22 protein-coding genes and 1 tRNA gene are annotated in these 23,312 nt (G+C 57.9%); 15 read left to right on the plus strand and 8 right to left on the minus strand.

Features of this window, described 5'->3' with window-relative positions; translation table 11 throughout:
- The first annotated feature begins 156 nt into the window (after nucleotides 1–156).
- Nucleotides 157–2,724 carry a carbohydrate binding domain-containing protein gene (locus AC1XOS_RS05390; RefSeq protein WP_481961198.1) on the plus strand — a complete coding sequence of 856 codons (2,568 nt, stop codon included), beginning with the start codon at nucleotides 157–159 and terminating at the stop codon, nucleotides 2,722–2,724.
- 9 nt (nucleotides 2,725–2,733) lie between these two features.
- Here AC1XOS_RS05390 and AC1XOS_RS05395 read toward each other — a convergent pair whose 3' ends face one another.
- From AC1XOS_RS05395 to AC1XOS_RS05410, 4 genes are all read right to left on the minus strand, one after another.
- Nucleotides 2,734–3,873 carry an ATP-binding protein gene (locus tag AC1XOS_RS05395; protein WP_481961199.1) on the minus strand — a complete coding sequence of 380 codons (1,140 nt, stop codon included), beginning with the start codon at nucleotides 3,871–3,873 and terminating at the stop codon, nucleotides 2,734–2,736.
- A gap of 22 nt (nucleotides 3,874–3,895) precedes the next feature.
- Nucleotides 3,896–4,945, minus strand: a complete 1,050-nt coding sequence (locus tag AC1XOS_RS05400; RefSeq protein ID WP_481961200.1) for a hypothetical protein — start codon at nucleotides 4,943–4,945, stop codon at nucleotides 3,896–3,898.
- Nucleotides 4,929–5,621, minus strand: coding sequence for an SPOR domain-containing protein (locus AC1XOS_RS05405; protein ID WP_481961201.1), 693 nt, complete (start codon nucleotides 5,619–5,621; stop codon nucleotides 4,929–4,931). Before AC1XOS_RS05405 ends, AC1XOS_RS05400 begins: the two co-directional genes overlap by 17 nt.
- A gap of 149 nt (nucleotides 5,622–5,770) precedes the next feature.
- Complete coding sequence (locus AC1XOS_RS05410; protein WP_481961202.1) at nucleotides 5,771–6,667, minus strand: N-acetylglucosamine kinase; 897 nt, start codon at nucleotides 6,665–6,667, stop codon at nucleotides 5,771–5,773.
- A gap of 25 nt (nucleotides 6,668–6,692) precedes the next feature.
- Between AC1XOS_RS05410 and AC1XOS_RS05415 the strand changes: the two genes are divergently transcribed.
- The 4 genes from AC1XOS_RS05415 to AC1XOS_RS05430 all read left to right on the plus strand — a co-directional run bounded on the left by AC1XOS_RS05415 (nucleotide 6,693) and on the right by AC1XOS_RS05430 (nucleotide 9,643).
- A tRNA-Pro gene (locus AC1XOS_RS05415) sits at nucleotides 6,693–6,766 on the plus strand.
- 72 nt (nucleotides 6,767–6,838) lie between these two features.
- Nucleotides 6,839–8,302 (plus strand): alkaline phosphatase D family protein, encoded by a 1,464-nt coding sequence (locus tag AC1XOS_RS05420; protein WP_481961203.1) that lies wholly within the window; start codon nucleotides 6,839–6,841, stop codon nucleotides 8,300–8,302.
- A gap of 391 nt (nucleotides 8,303–8,693) precedes the next feature.
- Nucleotides 8,694–9,356: a hypothetical protein gene (locus AC1XOS_RS05425; protein ID WP_481961204.1), complete on the plus strand. Its 663-nt coding sequence runs from the start codon at nucleotides 8,694–8,696 to the stop codon at nucleotides 9,354–9,356.
- 32 nt (nucleotides 9,357–9,388) lie between these two features.
- Nucleotides 9,389–9,643: a hypothetical protein gene (locus AC1XOS_RS05430; protein WP_481961205.1), complete on the plus strand. Its 255-nt coding sequence runs from the start codon at nucleotides 9,389–9,391 to the stop codon at nucleotides 9,641–9,643.
- Here the strand turns inward: AC1XOS_RS05430 and AC1XOS_RS05435 are convergent.
- Together AC1XOS_RS05435 and AC1XOS_RS05440 are read right to left on the minus strand one after the other, a co-directional pair.
- On the minus strand, nucleotides 9,640–10,356 hold the full coding sequence (locus AC1XOS_RS05435; protein WP_481961206.1) for an LmeA family phospholipid-binding protein: 717 nt from the start codon (nucleotides 10,354–10,356) through the stop codon (nucleotides 9,640–9,642). The genes AC1XOS_RS05430 and AC1XOS_RS05435 overlap by 4 nt on opposite strands.
- Complete coding sequence (locus tag AC1XOS_RS05440) at nucleotides 10,353–11,681, minus strand: MFS transporter (protein WP_481961207.1); 1,329 nt, start codon at nucleotides 11,679–11,681, stop codon at nucleotides 10,353–10,355. Before AC1XOS_RS05440 ends, AC1XOS_RS05435 begins: the two co-directional genes overlap by 4 nt.
- Between AC1XOS_RS05440 and AC1XOS_RS05445 the strand changes: the two genes are divergently transcribed.
- The 7 genes from AC1XOS_RS05445 (at nucleotide 11,680) to AC1XOS_RS05475 (ending at nucleotide 20,183) form a co-directional block, all read left to right on the plus strand.
- A complete protein-coding gene (locus AC1XOS_RS05445) occupies nucleotides 11,680–12,012 on the plus strand; it encodes a hypothetical protein (protein ID WP_481961208.1) in 333 nt (110 codons plus the stop codon). The genes AC1XOS_RS05440 and AC1XOS_RS05445 overlap by 2 nt on opposite strands.
- Nucleotides 12,009–12,173 carry a hypothetical protein gene (locus tag AC1XOS_RS05450; protein WP_481961209.1) on the plus strand — a complete coding sequence of 55 codons (165 nt, stop codon included), beginning with the start codon at nucleotides 12,009–12,011 and terminating at the stop codon, nucleotides 12,171–12,173. The genes AC1XOS_RS05445 and AC1XOS_RS05450 overlap by 4 nt, the downstream gene beginning before the upstream one ends.
- Before the next feature lie 54 nt (nucleotides 12,174–12,227).
- Complete coding sequence (hisS, locus tag AC1XOS_RS05455; protein ID WP_481961210.1) at nucleotides 12,228–13,499, plus strand: histidine--tRNA ligase; 1,272 nt, start codon at nucleotides 12,228–12,230, stop codon at nucleotides 13,497–13,499.
- A 45-nt stretch (nucleotides 13,500–13,544) separates the two neighbouring features.
- A complete protein-coding gene (locus tag AC1XOS_RS05460) occupies nucleotides 13,545–14,774 on the plus strand; it encodes an EAL domain-containing protein (RefSeq protein ID WP_481961211.1) in 1,230 nt (409 codons plus the stop codon).
- Nucleotides 14,775–14,801: 27 nt separating this feature from the next.
- Entirely contained in the window at nucleotides 14,802–15,941 is a 1,140-nt protein-coding gene (locus AC1XOS_RS05465; RefSeq protein WP_481961212.1) for a glycosyltransferase, read from the plus strand.
- 5 nt (nucleotides 15,942–15,946) lie between these two features.
- On the plus strand, nucleotides 15,947–17,716 hold the full coding sequence (locus AC1XOS_RS05470; protein ID WP_481961213.1) for an ABC transporter ATP-binding protein: 1,770 nt from the start codon (nucleotides 15,947–15,949) through the stop codon (nucleotides 17,714–17,716).
- 85 nt (nucleotides 17,717–17,801) lie between these two features.
- The gene (locus tag AC1XOS_RS05475; RefSeq protein WP_481961214.1) at nucleotides 17,802–20,183 is read left to right on the plus strand and encodes an endonuclease MutS2; all 2,382 of its coding nucleotides are present in this window, start codon (nucleotides 17,802–17,804) and stop codon (nucleotides 20,181–20,183) included.
- A gap of 27 nt (nucleotides 20,184–20,210) precedes the next feature.
- Here the strand turns inward: AC1XOS_RS05475 and AC1XOS_RS05480 are convergent, their stop codons facing one another.
- A complete protein-coding gene (locus tag AC1XOS_RS05480; protein WP_481961215.1) occupies nucleotides 20,211–21,440 on the minus strand; it encodes an ankyrin repeat domain-containing protein in 1,230 nt (409 codons plus the stop codon).
- 241 nt (nucleotides 21,441–21,681) lie between these two features.
- Between AC1XOS_RS05480 and AC1XOS_RS05485 the strand changes: the two genes are divergently transcribed.
- From AC1XOS_RS05485 to AC1XOS_RS05495, 3 genes are read left to right on the plus strand one after another with little or no spacing between them, the layout of a single operon-like run.
- Entirely contained in the window at nucleotides 21,682–21,948 is a 267-nt protein-coding gene (locus tag AC1XOS_RS05485) for a hypothetical protein (RefSeq protein ID WP_481961216.1), read from the plus strand.
- Complete coding sequence (locus tag AC1XOS_RS05490) at nucleotides 21,945–22,322, plus strand: hypothetical protein (RefSeq protein WP_481961217.1); 378 nt, start codon at nucleotides 21,945–21,947, stop codon at nucleotides 22,320–22,322. Before AC1XOS_RS05485 ends, AC1XOS_RS05490 begins: the two co-directional genes overlap by 4 nt.
- Complete coding sequence (locus AC1XOS_RS05495) at nucleotides 22,319–22,663, plus strand: TMEM175 family protein (RefSeq protein WP_481961218.1); 345 nt, start codon at nucleotides 22,319–22,321, stop codon at nucleotides 22,661–22,663. The genes AC1XOS_RS05490 and AC1XOS_RS05495 overlap by 4 nt, the downstream gene beginning before the upstream one ends.
- A gap of 43 nt (nucleotides 22,664–22,706) precedes the next feature.
- Here AC1XOS_RS05495 and AC1XOS_RS05500 read toward each other — a convergent pair.
- Nucleotides 22,707–23,312, minus strand: a 606-nt coding sequence (locus AC1XOS_RS05500) for an aldehyde dehydrogenase family protein (protein WP_481961219.1), incomplete at its 5' end; no start/stop codon positions are given.

A 23,312-nucleotide genomic window follows, 5' to 3' on the forward strand; every position in this document is an offset into this window, starting at 1 on the left:
TGCGACATCTTTCTTCCTCTCCGAAACAGAAATATCGCCTTAAGCTTACCATAGAAAGGCCGCCCCGTGAACGGGGCGTTAGGTTCGGCAGCCCGGCACGGGCTTTGTAGCCGCAGGCTTCTTGACGCCACCTTTCAGGCGGTGGATAATGCCTCTGTGAACCAAACCAACGCTTTCCCCTTCACTCTGCCCTGGGACGATTCCAGTGCAACGGCTACCAGTGTGGCCTCTCTCAACCCTGCGCCGCTGACGGTGCAGCAGAAGCTCACGGCTAAGAACGGGCATTTCTACGACGCGACGGGGAGGCGAGTGCGCTTTGTGGGCGTGAATATTGGGGCGGCAGCGGCGTTTCCGAGCAAGGCGGATGCACCGAAGATTGCGGCTCGGCTTCATAAGTACGGCGTGAATTTAGTTCGGCTGCACCACATGGACGCGCAGTGGGCGACGCCGAATATTTTTAACAGCAAGGGCAACTACACCAAGACCACATCACTTGACCCGATTAGCCTGGATCTATTGGAGTTCTTTATCGCCCAGCTCAAAAAGAACGGCATCTATGTCGATCTTAATCTCCATGTCTCGCGCGAGTGGCTTCCCGGTGATGGCTTTCCCCTCACCAAAGAAAAACTCCCTGAGCTTGGCAAGGTGGTTGCGTACTTTCATCCACGGGCCATCGAGCTGCAAAAGCAGTTCGCGACCCAGATACTTACCCATAAAAATCCCTACACGGGCCTGCCGCTGGCGCTGGATCCGGTATTAGCCTTAGTGGAGCTGAACAATGAGGACTCTCTGATCGGCTCTGCGGGCCAAGCGGCGGCCCTTCCCGCCGCGCTCCGCAAGCCCCTGGAAGCGGGCTGGCAGGCGTATTTGCGCAAGAAGTACCTCAACACCGTGACACTACGACAAGCCTGGAACACGGGGCTGTCACTGGGAGTGGAGCAGCTCAAGCGTGATGTCGCCGCATGGACCGCCGAGACCCATGAGAAAACGCAGCTGGAGCTCGCCTCCGTCAGTGTCGCGGGACAGACCAATGCACCGGGTGGCCCGGTGCTACATGTCAGAAAACTAAAGAGTGACGGCACAAACTGGCACCTTCAGCTTCACCAGACCGGCCTGACACTAGAGACGGGCAAGACCTACACGGTCTCGTTTGTCGCACGGGCAGCGGCACCGCGGACGGTCTATGTCAATGCCCGCCTCGACCAAGCCCCGTGGAGCATGGTCGGGCTCGACACGAGCATCGGCCTAGGCATTGCCTGGAAACGCTACAGCTTCACCTTTATCGCCAATGGCAATGTCGTTCCGGGCCACTGTCGCCTCTCACTCATGGTCGGCGATAGCGATGCGGATATCTATCTAGGCGAGTGGAGCCTTCGTCCCGGCGGAGGCGGCTTGCAGTTTGTCTCAGGCCAGAGCCTTGAGGCGGGGACGATCGAGCTGGGGCAGATCAGCGGCTCGAACTCCGGCGTGGACTACACGCACTATCTCATGACGGTGGAAGATACCTACTGTCGGACGATGAAAGCGGCAGTTCTTGCGACAGGCTGCACGGCGTCCATTGCCTGCTCTCAAGCCAGCTACGGCGGTATGGCAGGGGTCTACCGGGAGTCCAAGCTCGACTGGGTGGACATGCATGCCTACTGGCAGCACCCCAACTTCCCCGGCTCGGCCTTCGATCCCAACAACTTCCAGATCGAGAACACTCCCATGACGGCCAGCGCGGGCGCAGGGGTTCTGGACGGCCTTGCGATGCACCGTGTGCAGGGCAAGCCCTTCACCGTCAGCGAGTACGACCATCCGGCCCCGAGTGAGTATAGCGCCGAGCTGACTCCCCTGATCTTTGCCTACGCCGCCTGGCAGGACTGGGATGGCGTCTTTCTCTTCGCCTACGAAACCGTGCAGAGCGATAAGATCACCGGCTTTTTCGATCAGCAGCTTCACCCCGCCAAGCTCGGCTTTCTCCCTGCCGCCGCCGCGCTGTTTCTGCGAGGTGATCTTGCTCCCGCACCCAATGCCATTGAGCTCACCGTCCCTAAAAGCAAAGTCGCTGGCCTGAAAGCACTCGGCACGGACTACGCCTTTTGGGGGCTTTCGGAGACGCGGTTTGTTCAAGGCAACCTCAAGAGTGCCCCCGAAAAAATCGAGTCGAAGACCTTTCTGAACCACCGTGCGGCGATTCGTTTTGAAGAAGACCAAGGCCCCCTTGCGCTCGTGGTGCAGAACCTCAAGCCGCTGCAAGAGAGCATTGACCCTGGTTTTGTCTGGGATCATGGAGCGCAGCAGGTTCGTGTTAGCTCCCCTGCCTCCAAGGCGCTCATTGGCAAGCTGGGAGGCAAGGCAAACCGTGTGAGGGGGTTTGTGGCGGAAGTGGCCGCTTCCAAGCGCAACTTTGCGGTGCTCACCCTGACCGCACGCGACGGCAAACCGACCGAGCTGTCGCGCTCACTTTTGCTGACGGCGCTGGACAAGGCAGAAAATCCGGGCATGAAGTGGAACGCGGATCGGACCTATGCGGCGGATGCCTGGAAGTCTGGCCCGACACAGCTCGAAGTCCCGACAGCGACCGTTCAGATTGCGACAAAAGCACAGAAAGCGACGGTCTGGGCGCTTGAGGGCACTGGCAAGCGTCGCCAAGAAGTTCCTGCGACACTAGAGAACGGTACCCTCACTCTCGCGATTGGCCCTGAGCACCAGACTCTCTGGTACGAGATTGAGACGGCCTAGAACGAGAGGCTAGAAATCGGAGTCCTCGGTCTTGTCCATGTTTGCTAGAGCGATCTCAAAGTCCGCCATGATAACCGCCTCGACTCCGCCTTCGTCGGCGAGGCGGATCAGGGCCTGCATCCCCGCCTCGTTGACCAAGGCACGCAGGTCGGCCCCGGAGAACTCCTCCGCACCCGCCGCCAGCTTGTCCAGATCCACATCGTCGCCAATGGTTGCCCGCTTCACACAGACCTCCAGAATCTGACGGCGCGCTTCTTCATCCGGCAAGGGAATCTCGATCTGTCGCGAGAGCCGTCCCCCACGCACCAGTGCGGGATCCAGCATATCGGGCCGGTTGGTTGCCCCGACCACAAAGAGCCCCTGATTCGCCACCAAGCCATCCATCTCATGGAGAAACTGATTGACGACCTTATCGGAAGGCATGTGCATCCCTCCGACGCGGCTGGGGATCAGTGCGTCCACTTCGTCTAAGAAGATAATCGCAGGTGCGTTCTGCCGCGCTTCGGTAAAGAGCCGCGCGACCGCCTTCTCGCCCTCGCCCACCCACATCGAGTTGACTTCTGCGGGGCTGGTGGCAAAGAACTTGGACTTGGCCTGCGCGGCCAGTATGCGCGCAATGGTCGTCTTTCCCGTTCCCGGAGGGCCGTAGAGCAAGAGCCCCGTAGGAGGATCAACTCCCAAGCGTCGTGCTTGGGCCGGGTTTTCCAGCAGAAGCTGCATCTGCCGCAGCTCACGCTTGGTCTTGGCAGGTAGCACCACATCGTCCCACGTGAGTCCTGGCTTGCCCGTCTCAGCGACGGGAGCGGGCGCACTACCACTGCGAAGCGGCGGGGCGGGACGTGTGGAGATGGGCTCTGGTGACGGGTTTTCCAGAGTTCGCAAGAGACGCGCGTACTCATCACTGGTAGGAGCCAGCTCAGCCGCCTTTCGAGCCGCCACGATGGCATCGTCGCGCTGCCCTAAATGGCGCAAGGTCTGTGCCATCCAATAGTAGATCTCGGGGTGCTTCGGTGCCAGTTTACTGGCCTCCGTTAGTTGCTGGAGCGCTGTCTGCATCTCTTGTGTTGCAGATGCATAAGGGAGAAGAGACTCGCCACGGCGCAGGTGCAACCGTCCACGAGTGTAGTGCAGTTCGGCCTCAGGGGTCACGTTCTATCTTTGCCTCACGGTTCTATTTTGCTTCCAAATGGGCTAGCCAGAGGGTGTTGTTTTGTTGCACACTCTCCGTGATGCCGCTGATATCTAGGATCATTATCTGCTTGACACGGGTGACATCCATTTTGTCGCGCTTGCTGTCGTCAGCGGGCTTAAAGTCACTCCAAGGCAGGGAAATTTTTCGGGGTGAGCGCACGCCTGGCACTTCTACCATGGCATTGAACTTCCCCCCCTGATCATCTTCAAGCTGCACCATCAGGCTCGCGGACTTGGCGACGGCCAGCGAGACACCAAGGCTTGTCTTGCCTGCCAGAGAACCCGTGGGAATCGCGTGGAAGAGTCCACTAAACTTTCCTGCCCCCACACTGTAGGTTACCTCAAGGTTTGTTCCGGTCAGCGGCCCACCGGCGATGACGCGCTTGAGGCCCGCTCCCCCCACACCGATCCAAGAGAGCTGAGGTCGGCTCAGGCCATCCAGAGACGAGGCGGGCAGGGGCGCCGTGCTCACGGTAAACTCTCGCATCCAGAGCTCACGCGGCCCAGACGAAATATCGGGAAAGAGTGTCGTCACAGCAGCACTCTCCATACGGATCAAAAACTCATGCAGGTCTACGATAGTGATGGACTCAATTTTCTCCGTGTCCAGCTTGCCATTGGCATCGGTAGGATCACCCGCATCGCGTGCTAGCGATAGGTCAGAGACAGCAAGATCAATCTCTTGCCAGAGGTTCTTGGGCAGGGTCGCCACTGCCATGAAGCGCCCACCGTCTTTTTCTTGCACCATAAGCGCCAGTATGGTGTCGGTATCGGTCTTAAGGGCAACGTGCAGGTGCTGAGCTCCCTTGAGAGCACCGGGCTCAATGGTGCGAACGAGCGCATTAAGATTGGTCTTATTGACCATGTACTCAAAACTTAAAACAGGCTTTGGCGGTGCGGTTCGGCTGACTTTCGCGATGTCACCCATCCCTTGCCAGGCATCATCGCCACGGGTAAACGTATGACTAAGCAACGGTGCTGGCGTCTGAGCAAGTGTCACAAGAGCGAGTAAACTAGTTGACGCGAGCATCGTAGCCATTGTTTTCGAGTTCTTTCTTGCGGCGCTCTGCCGCATCAGAGTCACTGAACGCACCGGCTTGCACATGGTAGATAGTCTTGCCTTTGCGCTGATCGGCGATTATGGTCGGCGTGTAGCCGCGTCCTCGTAGCTCGGCGACGAGCTTCTCGGCATCATCGCGTGTACTTTTTGCTCCGCCAATGCGTACCCGAAACAGATTCTTAGAAGCGACTGTCTTCTCCCCATCCGTCTTGGGCTTTTCGCCTTCCGTCTTAGGTTTATCAGGCTCCGTCTTGGGCTTATCCCCTTCCGTCTTAGGTTTATCAGGCTCCGTCTTGGGCTTATCCCCCTCGGTCATCGCAGGATCTTCTTCCCGCTTGGCAGGGTCAGGCTCCGTCTTGGATGGATCGTCTTCTGAGTTTTGCTTCTTGCGCTTGGCCTTGTCTTCGTCGGTCTCTGCCCCCAACTCATCCGGGTTGGGTGAGGGACTTGCCTCGATAATGCCAGGGTCAGCGGCCTTTAGTTTGGCTTCTTCACGAGCACGCTCAGCCGCCTCTTTCCGCTTCTGCTCTGCTTCTTTCTGCGCGGTAATGTCCTCGACCTTGAGTGCCTGACTCTCTACCGCGGTAATCTGAAGTCCACTGGGAGTCGGCTCTGGGCTGGGGGTTGAATCAGCTTGGGGGCTCACGGAAGGCCCTCCCTTCGTTCCGAAGACAAAATACCCCAAACAGAAACACACCACGACAACACCAACTGCCGCAAGAGACCATTTCAATGTGGGATTCTCTGAGTCCATATCCAACCTCCTAAAAATAAATACCTCCCTATTCTACCGTGTTAAGAACAACTTCGTTCCGCAAGACGAAGTGCGCCTTCTACGGGGCTGCCCATAGGCTCACGCACGATTATTTTTTTCTCCCAGCGCTCCAAAAGAAGCCAGAAGGGAGCATGCATCCACTGTCCCACTTGCTCCCACATACCCCCTACAAGTGCCACAGGGACAGCACTATCACTTGGAAACTCAAGCTGCTCATGGGCAGCACGAACAAAGCGTGCCAGCCAGCCCGCGGCGCCCGTGAAGAGGCCTTGTGCCTCGTGATCGCCTTCAAGTGCTTTGGCATGAACCAAGCGAACCAAAAACCCTCGTCCTTCGACCCGTGCACGCTGACGAGCCCGCTCGCCGACCAGAGCGGCTTCGCCGGTCTCTAGAAGCCCGCAGACGGCCTTAGTAAGCGCAGTATGGGGCCAGAGTCCATCGCAGGCACGCAGAGTACGGCGCATCAGCTCCGTGGTGACATAGGCTCCGCTGCCTTCATCCCCAAACTCCCAGCCCCGTCCTCCCACACGCACCGCTTTTTTGAATTCATCCTCCCCGTAGATCACCGAGCCCGTCCCAGCGACGCAGAGAAGGCCAACGCCCTCCGGGATCGCCCCATGAAATGCCACCACGTAGTCCGGCACCACGGAGATTGTGGCCTTGGGATAGGCGGCAGCGAGGGTCTTCTCCCAGCTTGCCTTGACCTCGCCGCGGCTCACCTTGGTGATGCCTGCACAAATCGACGAAATCTCGCCCCGCTCTACCGAAACTTGCGCCAGGAGCGTGAGCACGGGCTCGGGACCGCCCTCAGGATCCGCGGCACACCGCAGCTCACCCTCATTCCAGCGCACTCGCACGTTTGTGCCGCCCGCATCGATCCCCACACACAGTCTTGACATGGCTTGCAGATTCACCATACCCATGATACTATTCCTTCCGCTTCGGGGCGTGGCTCAGCTTGGTAGAGCGCTGCGTTCGGGTCGCAGAGGTCGCAGGTTCGAATCCTGTCGCCCCGATGAAAATTTTCAAAGAGAAATATTTAAAACAGGCTTGCTTCGGCAGGCCTGTTTTGTTTGTATAGTGTGGGTATGACTTTCTCTTTTTCACGCTCCGACCGACCAGAGCTCACCCATGGCATCCAGAGCGGCGATATTTCTTTTGACAGTGCGGTGATCTGGAGCCGGGCAGATCGGGCTGCCCGAATGAGTGTCGAGCTTGCCGCAACGGAGGCTTTTCTCAACCCAAGGCGTATTCCAGGGCCCGTGGTGCTGGAAAACTCCGACTTTACAGGAAAGCTTCTCGTGACGGGCCTGCCGCCAGGCGAAGATGTCTTCTACCGCGTGCGCTTCACCGGCCTAGACGATGACAAGGCCACCAGTGCCCCACAGATCGGGAGGCTCCGAACGGCTCCGGTCAAGAAGCGCGATATTACCTTTGTCTGGACGGGCGACACGGTCGGACAGGGCTGGGGGATCAACGAGGCATTTGGGGGGCTCAAGGGCTACGGCGCGATGCGGGCCAGCAAGCCTGATTTCTTCATCAACTCTGGCGACTGCATCTACGCTGACGGCCCTCTTCCCTCCGAAGTCAAGCTTCCCGATGGAACTCTCTGGAAGAATCTAGTGACCGAGGCGAAGTCAAAAGTGGCGGAGACACTGGGGGAGTTCCGAGGAAACTTTGCCTACAACTTGCTGGACACCCACTACAAAGCCTTCGCCGCCGAGGTGCCGATGCTGGTGCAGTGGGACGACCACGAGACGCTCAACAACTGGTTTCCAGGCCGCATCCTCGATGACCCGCGCTACAAGACCAAGAGCGCCGCGCTCCTCTCCGCCCGTGCCAACCAAGCCTTTCGGGAGTACATGCCGCTCCGTGAGTTCCCCGATGAGCCTGGTCGTGTCTACCGCAAGATCGCCTACGGCCCTCTGCTCGATATTTTTATGATAGACATGCGCTCCTACCGAGGCGACAACACCGATGGCAAAGAGACCACTCCGGGGGCCCATACTGCGCTACTGGGAGCCGCGCAGCTTGCTTGGCTCAAGCGCGAGCTAGCGAGCAGCAAGGCCCTCTGGAAAGTGATCGCCTCAGACATGCCGCTCGGACTCGTCGTCGGAGATACCTACCAGGGAAAAAACACCGTCGAGGCCGTTGCCAATGGCGATGGTCCTGCCCAAGGCCGTGAGCTAGAGCTGGCTGAGCTGCTCTCGTCGCTGAAGCGCAGCAAGGTCAAGAATATCGTCTGGCTCACCGCCGATGTCCACTACTGCGCCGCACACTACTACGACCCGAATAGAGCGCAGTACCAAGACTTCCTCCCATTTCACGAGTTTGTCGCCGGGCCAATCCATGCGGGCAGCTTTGGCCCCAACAGGCTCGACAACACCTTTGGCCCCCAAGTGCTCTTCCAGAAAGCGGGAAGTGGCGGCCCCGCTGCCGGACACCAGTTCTTCGGCGAGGTAAAGCTCACCGCCGCCACGGGAGAGCTTAGTGTCACGCTCAAAGACATCGCCCAGCGCACGCTGCATACCACACGCCTTGCCCCAAAATGAGCAAGTTTCGCGCTTGCTGATACTTCCCACACTACCATTTGATAATTTTTGACACGTGCTTTCCGCCTTTTCTAACCTCCTAGGAGTCTTCGTGTGAAGGGACAACCTTCGGGAGGTTAGAAAAGGATGAGTCAAGTTTTAACAATCACAAAATCACCAGCAACAACGACGCCTCGTCAGCGCACTGACCGTCCGGATCCTGCATGGGTTCGGGGACGCTGTCCAGAGTGTGGCGACGAGCTTGTCTCGCACTTGTACTACAAACGAAACGAGGGATACGTGATTCAGTGGGAGTGCTGGGCCAGCCAGGGAGATTCCCCGAGCTGCGGCTACAAAAAAGTTCTTTGACGTAAATTTTTGATGATTCGGCAAGATGAAGTGAGGTTTGACCATGATCGTAAGTAACAATATCAACATGACCACTGCCAGTGCATTGACGCGGGTACAGGTCTACAAGCACATCACCCGAGACCGGGTGCTCGATGTCAGTGAGATGCTCTCTCTAGAACCAAAGCGCAGCAAGATCGCCTTTACCCTGGTGGAGTTTGACGAGCAACACAAGGCCACCACGCGGGTGAAGCACTACGCCGACGCCGCCGACTTTAAGCTGGTCTGCTGGGACATTCTCTACGGCAGCTTCGATGAGTGGGCGGACTACAAAGGGACAATCTACGATGATGGTATCCAGGCGCGCACACTCTCACTCCGCAAGGATACCAAGTACCGCCAGCCCTTTGTCCTCAAGATTGACAATGGCCACGGCGAGACACTCTCCGGCGGTGCGGTCAAGATGGTGGAAGTCCGGGACTCTCTGACCCTACTTCTCTCCGAGTTCGAGGCACGCAAGCTCGCCCAAACCGTTCTGGACTACATCCGGGACTGGGAGACAGTCAACTTCCGCCGCCGGCAAGAGGCCATGACGGTTGTGATTCCGGTGGCGGAGCATCTGCAACCCGTACTTCCCCGCTTGGACAGTGAGGGGGATAACGAGCCTCTGATCACCGAAGAGCCCGTTGCACCTCGCTCCCGTCGCCGCACGGCAAAAGCGGCCTAATTCTTAGGGCAGGGACTGCCAAAGATAAAAGTATGTCCTTGCCCTCTCTTCCGCCCTTTATAACCGAAAATTTTGAACGCTACTACGGAACGGATAGTACCTATCGTCCGTATGCCTTCTCGGCGACGTTCTTTTTTATCCTTTTCATGAAGCGCGACAGCCGCCGTGCGGGCTTCTTTGGCATTGTCGCGACGATTGCCGCCTACTATGTGGCCGGATTTATCGGGAATGCCTTTTCAGAGTTTGCCCCACCACCGCCAACCACAGCAGCTACTGCCCGGCGCTAGCGATGACCGCCCACACCAAGCCCATTGACACTCTCGGGGGGCAAGTAGCCAGATAACAAGAGTGAGCCACCTTTCACCTCTGCCTTCTCCACACGAATCGGGGCTCGGAGTGAGGAGAAGTCTACGACAGGGTTGATGCGCTCGGCCACAAAGTCCAGAACGGGCTTCGGGATGGGAATGATCAGGAGACGCGCTTTATCGGGCTCAAAGTCCATTTTTATCCCACCACCGCGTGGAAGTAAGTTCCCCTCAACCTGAATGGGCAAAGTAGGGTAGCCAAAGATCTCGGGAGTCACTCGTACACGGACCCAGGAGCCACGCAGGCTGATCTTTAAGTCCGCGAGCTTGGGGCGACGCGTACGCACCAGCCGATCCAGCTCGTTCTCATCAATTCGAGCAATAAAGCGCGCCTCCCCCACACTCTTGAGGCTCTGACGATCTTTATCAATCTCAATCTCTGCCGCATCTACGCGAAGCTCTGCTACGGTGCACTCAGGCAGAAGCTGAACGCCACGCCCGATCAGAGTGACCGTTCGGACTCGCCCTCGCATCAAGGCTCCGAGGCTCGCAGCCTTCACTTTGGCTGTGTAGCTCTGTGCAGGGCCGAGATACTGAGGCAGAAGCTCTTCCACCGCACGTTCGGCTTTTTTCTCACCAGGGCGAGCGCAACCCACTGAGGCGAGCAGGATCAGTGCTACCGCGCCGTACTTCATTTTGCCTGCTCGGAATCCTTCGGTGCCGCCAGTATGCTGGGAACCGCGACCGTGAGAAGCAGCGCAAAAACAGTCAGTCCCGCGGAGAAGTAGTAGGGAGCCGTCGGGTCAAACGTCTTAAAGAGCCAGCCGGCCGTCAGCGGGCCGACCGTCCGTGCGAGGGCATCGAAAGACTGTTGGACGGAAAGATTGAGCCCCTGCCCTCCCTGAGTTCGCCGAGAGATCAGTGCAGAGATTGCCGGCCCCATCATCGAGCGTCCCCCCGAGAGCGGAATCGTCGGCAGGAAAACCATCCAGCCCCACTCGCGCGGCAGTGTCAGCGCAACATAGCCCAGCACCAGAACCCCCATCCCGATGCGTGCAACTTTCCCCTCACCTAGCTTGCTGACCATGCGCCCGATCAGCCCCCCTTGGATGATGATCCCGATAATTCCCACAAACGCCATCAGATAACCAAAGCGCTCGGGGAGATTTTTATCATTGGCGATCCCTCGGGCAAGCAGAAAGAACCCAAAGGCTTGCTCAATCGCGGCAAACCCAAAGATCGAGATAAACGAGAGCACGTAGAGACCTGCATTTGGCCCGGTGAGCGCCTGACGAGTCTGCTCCCATGCTGAGGGACGATCCGGGCTATTAAGTTTCGCGCGCTCCTCAGCCGAAAGCGACTCCGGAAGGAACTTGTAGGAAAAGACAAAGTTGATCAGGGCCATTCCTGCCGCGACATAGGCGGGCAGGCTCAGGCTCACTTTCCCCAGAATACCGCCGAGTGCAGGGCCGAACATAAAGCCTAAACCAAAACAGGCTCCAAGCAGGCCCATTCCCTTAGCACGGTTCGCCGGTGTCGTCACATCGGCCACGTAGGCGAAAGAGACACCGATCGAAGCCGACGAGAGCAGCCCGGCTAGTAGACGCGCTGTAAAGAGCATCCAGAGACTGTCATTGGCCAGTCCAAAGAAGATATACGCAAGCCCCACTCCTAGGAGCGAGATGAGTATCACCGGGCGACGACCTGCCCGATCCGAGTAGCGCCCCCAAAACGGTGCGCAAAGAAACTGTGTGAGAGAGTAGGAGGCCGCCAGAAGTCCCCCCACAAAGGCGGCATTGCCATTGGCCTCCCCCACGGCCTGCTTAATGTACAGCGGCAAGTTGGGCAAGATAATCCCAAAGCCAAGCAGATCAATAAAAACCGTTAGGGCAAGTAGCAAAATCGGACGAAAAACTGCCTTAAATCCATCATCTGGCAGATCCGACGAACCCGAAGAACGTTTGCGCATATCAGATCCTGTTGTATCATGCATGGCGAGAGTTGGTAAAATAGAGACCATGTACGACCTAAAAGTAGATAAGAAAATTCAGCTACGCGCCCGGCTTCAAACAAGTGCCCTCACCGCCTTGCTTCTGTTCAGTGTCGTTTATGCCATCTATCCCATCTATGCATTTTGGAATGGTGAGGATCTGAAACCAGCTGTTTTGAAAACAAAGACTAAGGCTCACAGAGGAAGAGGATTTATCACCGTCGTCAGCCGAAACACGGTCAGTATCTACGCAGGATTTTTTGGTTTGTTGATCGGACTAGGGCTCAGCAAAGACGTGGCAAGAAGCTGGCAGCGACGTCATGACTTTAAAAAATTAATAGAGCAAGGTAAGAGTATATGAAAAAACCGAAGTTCCCTCTTTGGATTGTCTTTGTGCTGGCGGCACTCGTTGGTGGGCTTGTCGCGGTGAGCACGTTGAGCAATAAGAATGTCCAGACTTTCTCAGAGCATGACCATGATCACGATGGAAAAGCGGATCACGGCGAAAATGACCATCACTGAGTAAATGACCATCACTGAGTAAAGATGGTTTTCGTGGCGATATAATCTTTAGTCATGCGCTATGCTCCCCCTAAAGGTACCTACGATATTCTCCCCTCAGCTCCAGGCCGGGATGCCGTCCAGAACTCCGCACTCTGGCAGTGGCTAGAGGCTAGTTTTCGTGAGATCTGTCGCCAGTATGGCTATGCAGAGATTCGCACCCCGATCTTCGAGTCCCACGACCTTATCCACCGTTCGGTAGGGGAAGGCACCGATATTGTCGCTAAAGAGACCTTTGACTTTGTCACCAAGGGAAACGATGCGCTAACACTGCGTCCGGAGGGCACAGCGGGAGTCATGCGGGCCTATGTCTCCAATCGCCTCTACACCGAGCGGCCTGTCAGCAAGCTGTACTATATCGGCCCTAACTTTCGCTACGAGCGCCCTCAAAAAGGTCGCTACCGCCAGCACCACCAAGCTGGGGCAGAGCTTTTAGGAGCCTCAGGACCGGAAGCGGATGCCGAAGTGATTGCACTCGCCTGTGGATTCTATGCTCGCCTCGGGCTCACCGACCTTAAAGTAAAGCTCAATACGGTGGGCACACCAGAGAGCCGGGTGGAGTATGTCAAGGCGCTTCGTGCTTGGGCAGAGCCCTTATTGCCTCAGATGAGCGGGGAAAACAACCGGCGCTTTGCGCAAAATGCGCTGCGCATGCTCGATTCCAAAGAGCCACAAGATATCGCGCTTCTTGTCACCGCTCCGTCACTGAGTGACTACTTGGACGAGGCAAGCCAAGCACACTTCACCGCTGTCAAGAGCTATCTCACCACGATGGGCCTGCCGTATGACGAAGACCCTCGGCTGGTACGGGGCTTTGACTACTACACCCACACGGTCTTTGAGATCCAGTCTGGCGTTCTAGGGGATAAGGCACTTGGCGGAGGTGGGCGCTATAACGGGCTCATCGAGGCAGTGGGTGGCCCCGCGACACCAGGCATTGGGTTTGGCTTGGGGCTGGAGCGCGTCTTGCTAGCTCTAGAGGAGACAGGAGTCGCTTTCCCGAAAACCTCGGGGCTTGCGGCGTTTCTTTGTCCGCTGGGTGAGGCCGCCCGAGTGGCTTGTGTCTCGTTGCTTGCTCGTCTGCGCTCGGAGGGAGTTGCCTGCGACATGGACTATACCGGTCGTCGGATGAAAGTCATGCTGGAGCAAGCAGATCAAAATCAAGCACGATTTGCGGTCATTCTAGGCGATGATGAGCTGGCCCAAGGAGTCGCAACGGTTCGTGACATGCTCACAAAGGCGCAAGAGACAGTCCCGTTAGAAAATCTCTCTAAGGCGTTGGTGTAAGAAAGCCTCAATAACCAGAAAGAAACTGCCAGAATTAAGACAGAAATGTCGATCTTATCTGCGGAACGCCTCGGGGAGCTTCTCGCTCGGTTACTGATAGCGACGCGTTCGTTTGCCTACACCGCACACTACGATACTCAGGCAAAGCGATTAGCCCCTCCCACAATCGCAGATCCTTGTCGCGCTTGTGATCTCTTGCCCCTTGACAATCCTGAGCAGCTTGGCTTTGGCGAGCTGCTTCTCGCTGCGGTTCCCCAAGAGGAGCAGCAGAGACGGCAAGGCCTCTTTGAAGCCGCAATCGCGAGTCAGCAGCGTGAGGTAAAGGTGCGCTTTCAGTGCAGAGACACAGCAGGGAAAACCTACTGGATACATGAAGAGGCGACACTGGAGTCAGGCAATATCATAGGGGTTTTTGCAGTATTGCCTGTAGTGGAAGAAACTCCCCTGCTCGCAGAACCCGCGCCTACCTCCCCCTCGACACGTCCACGCTTGCTAAAGCGCCATGGCAATCTCACTGCCAGCGACCTGGAAGAAGGCTTACGCAGGCAGCAGTTCACGCTTGCCTATCAGTTCCAGCTCCAACCACAACAGCAACGAATCACAGGAGTCGAGGCATTCATCCGCTGGCGACACCCGGAGCAAGGCTTACTCTTCCCCGCACGCTTCCTCGCGCTTGCGGAAGAATCGGGCCTAATCGAGGCACTGGGACTCTGGATGGCGGAGGCTGCCTACCAGCAACAGCGCGAGTGGCAAGCTCGTGGCTATGACATTCCCCTCTGTTTAAATATCGCAGGACGCCAGCTTATGCAGTCCGGCTTGGCTCAAAAGCTCCCCGCAGGAAATTTCCGGTTTGAGCTCACGGAAAGCACGCTCCTTCAGCATGGCGAGGCACTTCGAGATAGTATCCTGGCGCTTTCTAGACAAGGCTTCCCAATCGGCCTCGATAATGTCGGGATAGGATATATCACGGAGGCGATACTGACGCGCTTTCCTCTTCGCTACCTCAAGATTGCTCGGTCACTGGTTCAGAACTTGGATGTGGAGGAGAGTGCTCAAAAAGTTCAGTGGATTATTGAGCTGGGTCGTGCACATGGTTTGGAAGTCACCGCGGATGGTGTGGAGACCCCTCAAGAGGCCCAGCAGCTCCTAGCCGCCGGTTGCTCCGCCCTCCAAGGTTACCTCTACTCCCGCCCCATCGGGGCGGAGGCGCTGGAAGAGATTTTACGCTCTGGAAACTACCTCTTGCCGGAGCGCCCCCTAGCAAGCGCGGCGTAGCCAACTACGGGTACAATCACGCTAACGATGCGTATTGGTTTGTTCACGGAGAGCTATGAGCCCGTCATTAATGGCGTCTCGACATCGGTCAAGACCCTTGCCTTAGAGCTTCTCGCTGAAGGGCATGAGCCGACCGTTCTTGCTCCGCGCTATCCCGGTTATGCGGACAACACCGATGTTCCCGTGCGCCGCATGCCCTCCTGGGTCTCACCCTGGAACCCAGAGAATCCCTTTGCTCACTCGCCGCTCTTGGGCCAGCCGATGGTGCTGCGCAACTTGCCACTAGATGTGGTGCACACCCAGCAGCCCTTTGGAATGGGTCACCATGGGCTCCGGCTCGCACGTCAGCTTGAGGTTCCACTGGTCTCGACCTTTCACACGCTCTACCACGAGTACACGCACTATGTCCCCCTCCCCTCGGCTGTCAGTAGCTGGTGGCTCTCACGACACCTGCGTCTCTACTACGGCCATGCGTGTACTCGCGTTATCGTGCCGTCACGTGCCACGGGTGAGGTACTGATCCGCCTTGGAGTTCCCGAAGAGAAACTAACCGTTGTCCCGACCGGAATCCCCGCGCTTCGCCCGGTTCTGGCCTCCGAAGTCGCAGCGGTTCGGCAGCGCTACAGCTTGCCTGAGCTGGCTCCCGTGCTGCTCTATGTGGGACGAATCGCCCGAGAAAAAAACATCGAGCTGCTCTTTGAGGCGCTGCGCCAGTGGCCCTCGGACGCGATTCTATTGCTAGTGGGTGGCGGCCCCGCACTAGAGAGCCTAAAGTCAGAAGCAGAAGCGCGTGGCCTCGCCACACGGATTCGATTTGCAGGCTTCGTCCCTCGAATTGACCTCCCGCCGATCTTTGCCGCCGCGACTCTCTTTGTCTTCCCAAGTATCACGGACACACAGGGGGTCGTGCTCTCGGAGGCACAGAGCAATGGCCTCCCGTGCGTGGTGGCAAGGGGTGGCGGCGCTCCCGAGTTTGTGCGCGATGGCATCGATGCGCTGATTGTCCCGCCCCAAGAGCTAGGCGCGGCAACTGCAGCACTGCTGGCAGACCGGGATCGCCTGCAAGCCTTTGCCTGTGCGGCCCGCCAGAGCCCACTCCACCCCACTCCCACCGAGATGGCCCGCCGCATTGTCGAGGTCTACGAAGCGGCTCGCATGGTAAAGTAACGGGCATGGGCCAACTGGGGCGTTTCATCCGTGAGCTGGGAAAGTACCGCAAGACGCAGGCGTGGATCGCCTTTCTGACGCTTCTCTCGGCGCTGCTCTCCCTTCAGACGCCGGGGCTGATCAAGCAGATTTTCAACTATCTTGATCCGCGAAAATCGGAGCCTTTTCATCTGCCGTGGCCACTGGCAAGCCTGGAGGGAGCCTTCTTTCTTCTGTTGCTTGTCTCACTGGCATCAGGTCTGATGAGCTATGTGATGGGGGTGACGATCCAAGCGATGGGCCAGCGCTTCCTGCTCGACACGCGTGTCCGTCTCTACACCCACCTGCAACGCCTCTCGCAAGGATTCTTTGAAAAATCACAGACCGGTAAGATCGTCGCCACCGTGGTCAACGATGTCGGGCAGGTCAACCAGCTCATCACGGGGGCGTTTGTGACCATTATCCAGGACTCTGTGACCTTGATCGGGGTGCTGGTGCTGATCTTTATTCAAAACCCTCGCCTCGCTCTCTTGGCTCTCTCGGTCTACCCGATCTATATTCTGAACTATATCTTCTCCCGCAAGCGCCTCTCGGACAACGCCAGCAAGATCAGTGAGCTGCGCGGGGTGATTCTCTCCGATCTTCAAGAGAAGCTGGCAGGGATTCAAGTGGTGAAGTCTTACGCCCAAGAGCGCTCGGAAGTCCGCAGCTACACCCACCAGAACCGCGAGAACCTGAATCTGAATATCCGCCAGAGTAACCTGGGGACGCAGCTCTTTGCCCGCGCGGAGCTCATCACCGCTGTCGGGACAGGGATTGTGCTGTGCATGGGCGGCCAAGCGGTCATCAACGGGGAGCTGAAGCAGGGCGATCTCGTTGCCTTTCTCGTCTTAGTCACGGCCTATCTCTACGCCCCGACGGTGCGGCTGATCCAGCTCAACGACCAGCTTGCCCGCGCCCAAGCCAGCCTACGCCGCATCTTTGATTTGCTCGACACCGAGCCCGTGGTGGTCAACGATACCAAGGCTCCTGAGCTTCCCAAGATCGCCGGGCGCGTGGTCTACGACAATGTCTGGTTTGCCTACGAGCCGGAGCAGTATGTTCTCAAGGGCATCAACCTGGTGGTCGAGCCAGGCCAGATGATCGCCTTTGTGGGAGGCAGTGGTAGTGGCAAGACCACGATGATGAGCTTGCTCTCACGCCACTACGATGTGGTCAAGGGCAGCATCACCATCGACGGCTACAATCTGCACGATATCGAGCTCTACTCACTTCGCCAGCAGATTGGGACGGTTCTCCAAGAAAGTATTCTCTTCCACGCGACCATTCGTGAGAACCTCCGCTACGGCAAGCTCGATGCCACCGACGAAGAGCTTGCCTCTGCCGTGGAAGCCGCCAATTTGACGCAGACAATCGAGGCGCTCCCCGAGGGCTACGACACCAAGTTTGGGGAAGAGGGCATCAAGCTCTCGGTGGGTGAGAAGCAGCGCCTCGCCATCGCCCGCGCACTTCTCGCCGACCCACGTATCCTCGTTCTGGATGAAGCCACCAGCTCACTAGACTCCGAGACCGAGGCACTGATCCAAGAGGCCCTAGATCGCCTCATGAAAAACCGTACCAGCTTCGTCATCGCCCATAGGCTCAGCACGATTGTCAAGGCCGATAAGATCGTCGTCATGGAGCTGGGCGAGATCAAAGAGATGGGCAGCCACACCGAGCTTTTAGAGCAAGGTGGCATCTACGCCCGCCTCTACGCCGAGCAATTTAGAGCCGAGCTGGAAGTATCGGTGACCTAAACGGCTCCATCTCTTTGGCATGGCCTTATTATAGCCGGGTACACTGTTTAGCAGTGCCGCCGACTGGAGCGATACGAGTTTTGTTATGGATGACCATTCCCTACGAGTTTTAGAGTTTGATGCCGTGCGCAGCCTGCTGGCGGAGCGGACGGCATGCTCGCTGGGCGGTGAGCGGGCGCGGGAGCTGATGCCGACGCCGCTCTTTGCCTTTGTGCAGGAATGGCAGCAGGAGACTACCGAGGCACGGGAAGTGACCGAGGCGCATGGGCCGTTTCCGCTTGGAGGGGTTCATGATATCCGGCGCTCTTTGGTGCATGCCGAGGTGGGACAGAACCTCACGCCCCATGAGTTTCTGATGCTCTCCTCGACCCTCATCGGGGCGGGGAAGCTCAAGAACTTTCTGATCCGCCACGCCGAAAAGGCGCCTCTCCTCGCCGATCGAGCGCAAGGTATCCAGGAGTTCCCACAGCTTCTCGCCCAGATCGAGCTCTGTATCGGGCGGAGCGGCGATGTCTTAGACTCCGCCTCCCCTGCCCTCGCCACGGTTCGCTCTAAGATTCGCCTCACCCAGAAACGCATCGAGGAGAAGCTCAGCGCGGTGCTGAACTCCTCGGCGACCCGAGGGATGCTGATGGATCCGACCGTGGTCTTGCGCGATGGCCGCCGCTGCCTGCCGGTCAAGTCCGAGTTCAAGCGCCAGCTTCCGGGTATTATCCACGATCAGTCCGGGACAGGCTCCACGATCTTTATCGAGCCCTTGATCGTAGTCGAGCTCAACAACGAGCTGCGCCAGCACGAAGCCATGGAGCAGCGCGAGATTGAGAAAGTCTTAGAAAAGCTCACGGAGAGTGTCAAGCGCCTCGGGGAGAAGCTCCATGGCTCCGTGGAGATAGTGGCAGGTTTGGACCTCGCCAGCGCCAAGGCCAAGCTCGCCGATGACTTTTTGTGCATCGCGCCCAGGCTCAACCAGAACGGGCATGTGCTGCTGGAAGAGGCGAGGCACCCGCTCCTGAATCAAGAAACCGTGATCCCCATTGATGTGCGGCTCGGCGACGAGCAGACCAAGGCGCTGCTTATCACCGGCCCCAACACCGGCGGCAAGACCGTGACGCTCAAGACCGTCGGACTTTTCACCCTCATGGCACAGTCCGGCCTCCATGTCCCGGCCCGCATCGCAGAGCTGGCGCACTTCACCCAAGTCTTTGCCGATATTGGCGATGAGCAGTCCATTACCCACAGCCTCTCGACCTTCTCCGCACACATTCGCAATATCGTCACGATCTTAAAATCCCTCGGCACGCAGGCTCTCGTGCTGCTAGACGAAGTTGGCTCCGGCACCGACCCTGCCGAGGGCGCGGCGCTCGCGAAGGCTATCTTAGGCGACTTGCTGGCACACAATGCACGGGTGATCGCCACGACCCACTACGGCGAGCTCAAAGAGTTTGCCTACAGCCGTGAGGGGATTGACAACGCCGCTGTCGAGTTTGATCTGGAGACCCTGCGCCCCACCTATCGGATCTTGCAGGGTGTCCCCGGCTCGTCGAACGCCTTTCACATTGCCCGCCGCCTCGGGATGCCACCGAGGGTCGTCGATGCAGCGATTGAGAACCAAAGTAGAGCAGGGGCTGAGGCCGCGACCGTGATGCTCCGCTTGGAGGAAGCGAAGCGAAGCGCCGAGAATGAGCGGGAGAACACCCGCAGGCTCCGGCGAGAGATGGACGAGCTAAAGCGCAAGTACGAGGAGCGCCTTCGCGATCTGGAGAGCCTGCGCAAAGAGGCCAAGGCCCGCGCTACCGAAGAGGCCCGCGCGGTCATCCGGCAAAAAACCGAGAAGATGGACAACCTGATCGGGGAGCTACGGCGCATGGGCAAGGAGGGCCGCAAGACCCAGTCCACGCGCAAGAAGATGAAGGACACCAGCGATGAGCTGATCGGGGAGATTGGCTGGGAGAAAGAGCCGCTGCCCTTCGATGAGGCCCCGATTCCCACGGTTCTCAAACGCGGTGAGCGCGTCCGAGTGACGTCACTGGGCAACGCCATCGGCAACGTCCTCGCCGACTCCGTGGGCAAAGAAGTCCAGGTCCAAGTCGGCGCGATGCGCGTCACGGTTCCCCTCTCTGCTCTACGCAACCTCAACGGCATCGAGATCGCCGCGCTTCCTGCCCCCAAAGTGGAGAGTGCCACCAACGCAGGTACGCTCGCCATGACCAAGACCATGACCGTCTCCCACGAGCTTACCGTCATCGGCATGCGCGCCGATGCCGCGCTACCCCGTGTGGACAAGTGGCTCGACGATGCCTATACCGCCGGGCTCCTCAACGTGCGCATTGTCCACGGCAAGGGCACGGGCGCACTCCGCAAAGCCATCTGGGAAACTCTAAAAACCGACAACCGAGTCCAAAGCTTCGCCATGGCCCACCCCGACTTCGGCGGCGCTGGTGCCACGGAGCTCGTCCTGCGGCAATAAACGAATGTGGGTCGGGAACGCACCGAGTTATTTGACTGCACCCGCCTGTTTGAGAATTGTGATAACCTCGCTATTTCCACCAATTCCCGCCCAGTCGAGAACCGAACGACCGTCTTCCTGGAGTTCATTGAGCTTCCCACTCTTGCGTATCTGCTCCGCCGTCTTCGTGTCGCCCATGAACAGCGCCTGCCCGTAGACCTGTCGCGTTTGGTCATCGCGGGCCGTCACCTTGGCTCCCTTGGCAATCAACAGCTTGACCAACTCGGGGTTTCCTGCCATTGCCGCCCCCATCAAAGGGGTTCCTCCCATGCTGTTCCGTGCGTCCACTTCAGCTCCCTTAGCGAGCAAGAGCTTGGCAATGGCGACATTTCCGCTACTACACGCCCACGCAAGAGGAGTATTGTGTAACTGATCATCGGTTGCTTTCACATCAGCCCCTGCCTGAAGTAGGAGCTCGACCAGAGGCGCATTATCCCCCAAAGCTGCCAGAAGCAACGCGGAGCTGCCTTTCATCTCGCCGCTCTCAGCAACCGCATTGACATTTGCTCCCTTAGCAATCAAAAGCTTGACGATCGTAAGCTGCTCGTTGTCTATCGCACCAAGCAACACTGTGGAGCCGTCCTCATTTCGACCATTTGGATTCGCCCCTTTCTGCAGTAGAGCCTGAACAATCTCGGTAGAGCCATGGTTCGCGGCAACAGAAAGTAGCACTCGTCCCGCCCCATCGCGTGTATTGGGATTGGCACCGTTACGGAGAAGCGTAGTCACGGCAACAAGATGGCTTGCTTGAACCGCACTTGTCAGGGAAGAAAACACGCTCGCGGCTGGTGCCTTGGTGACAATGACCTTCTGGTTCTGGCTGCCGAGGAAGTTCTGTGGTTTCTTCCCACCAATATAGAGCTGCCATACCTCAACGTTGAGCTGTCTTCGTGGCAATGTCTTATTCCAACCGACGACGAGCCCGCTTTCCGTATAGACATAGGGCATCCAGGTTCGGGATCGAATCCAGGCAAGTGCCTCCTTCAGAGTTTTGAAGTGCTGCTGCCCTTCCTCCAGCACTCCTCTAGTGATGCCATGATGCTCTTTCCAGTGATCCCCTAGCCCCGGATAATACAGCCCCAGACTGCCATCCCAACGCTTCTCCCGAGGAGTCATTTCCACGGAGCGAGTTGCTCCTTCCCAGGTGTAGGAGCGAGTCAAGGCATCTGTTGCCGCAATCAAGATCGTTCCCGTGGCGTTCGTCGCGCGAATTGTCATACCGGGAGTCATAACGATTTCATTTTTGCTCTGACTCTTGGCTTTTTGGATCATACAGTGTTTCTCTTTCACAGATAATGGTGGTGAAACATCATATCGCCTACCAATTCTGACTGCCCACCAGGGAGCGACACAAATGCTTCAAGCTTCGCGCGGCCTCGGGCCGCTTGACGCACTTGACGCAAAGCGTCGCTAAGGCGGGGACTTCAGGCCCAGACCGACACGGTACAATAACGCCATTATGAGCCTAACCCTTGACCGTGCACCACTTTCTGCCGCCGAAGTCGGTGAGCGTGGACGAGCGATCTATTTCGACGAAATCCAAAACCAAGTGGAGCCAGACCACAACGGTAAATATCTCACCATAGAGATCCTCTCCCACGACTGGGAGATCGGTGACAAGCACCGCGAGACACTCTTCGCGATACGTGCTCGTCACCCAGAAGGCGAGTTCTACACACTGAAGGTGGGCGAGATTGTCATTGGACATGCAGGCAGCGCAGGATGAGACTGACGGGACAGATCACGGCGAAGCTGAAGCCTACTCTCACCTTGTCTGTTCAAGGTTTCGCTGGTGATCTTTCCAATAAAGACTTTCTGATTGACACAGGGTGCAATCTTGAGCTTGTTCTATCTGCTGTCGAGATTGCTGTGCTTGGTTGGCCTCTTGTTGAGCATGCGCAAATCACACAGGCAGATGGAACGAGCGTCGATATTGATCTGCACGCAGGCATCTTGATTATGGGCGATTTTGCTCGGCCTATCCTAGCCGCCGCTTTAGGCACACAGCCCATTATCGGCATGGAACTTTTGCAAGGCTGGCAGCTCTGTCTTGATATTATTGCCCCAAACGAAGGGGAAATCAGGCTACAACCACTATGACCAAGGGCCGGCTGGAGGCGTTTAGTGATCGCGTGCTCTGGGCCAACCTCCACTTGCTGTTCTGGCTCTCTCTGGTCTCGTTTGCGACCGGCTGGATGGGCGAGAACCACTTCGCGACCCGTCCTGTCGCACTCTACGGCGTGGTGCTTTTGCTCTCGGGTGTGGCGTACTACATCCTGAGCCGTGTGCTCATTGCCGCGCATGGGATAGACTCACATCTCGGGCAAGCGCTCGGGAAGACACCAAGGGCATTGTCTCCCTGGTGCTCTACGCTATCGCGATTCCTCTGGCATTTTTTCTGCCGCTTGTCTCCGCCGCACTCTACGTCGCTGTGGCCGTGATGTGGCTCATCCCCGACCGGCGCATCGAAAAAACAATCGCGCCTTAGTCCTCTTCCGTGGGGGCGAACCCGCGGCGCATGACCGACTCGGTGATGGTGCGTGGGACGAGGAACTGCTGGAGGTAGTCCGGTCCGCCCGCCTTGCTCCCGACTCCGCTCATACGCGCACCGCCGAAGGGCTGGCGGTCGACCACAGCGCCGGTGATCTTGCGGTTGATGTAGAGATTGCCCACGCGAAACTCCCGCCGCACCCGCTCGATATTCTTCGGGGAGCGCGAGTAGAGCCCACCCGTCAGCGCGTACATCGTCCCATCGGCGATGGCTAAGGCTTCGTCGAGTGAGGCTGCCTTGAGGATCGCGACCACCGGGCCAAAGATCTCTTCTTGACAGAGCTTACCCTCGGCGGGACAGTCCGCAAAGGCGCTCGGGGCGACATAGTAGCCCTTCCCGACCAGCTCCGCAGGCACTGCCTTCTGCCCAACCAGCTTGCCCTCTTGCTTGCCGATCTCGATGTAGCGCTCGATCCGGGCCTGGGAGTCCGCATCCACGACCGGCGGGACATTGGTCGCCGGGTCGGCGGCATTTCCGACGATCAGGCTCGCCATCGCCTCGCCCAGTCGGTGGCAGAACGACTCGTAGGCATCTCCGAT

Source organism: Armatimonas sp., from assembly GCF_964826245.1.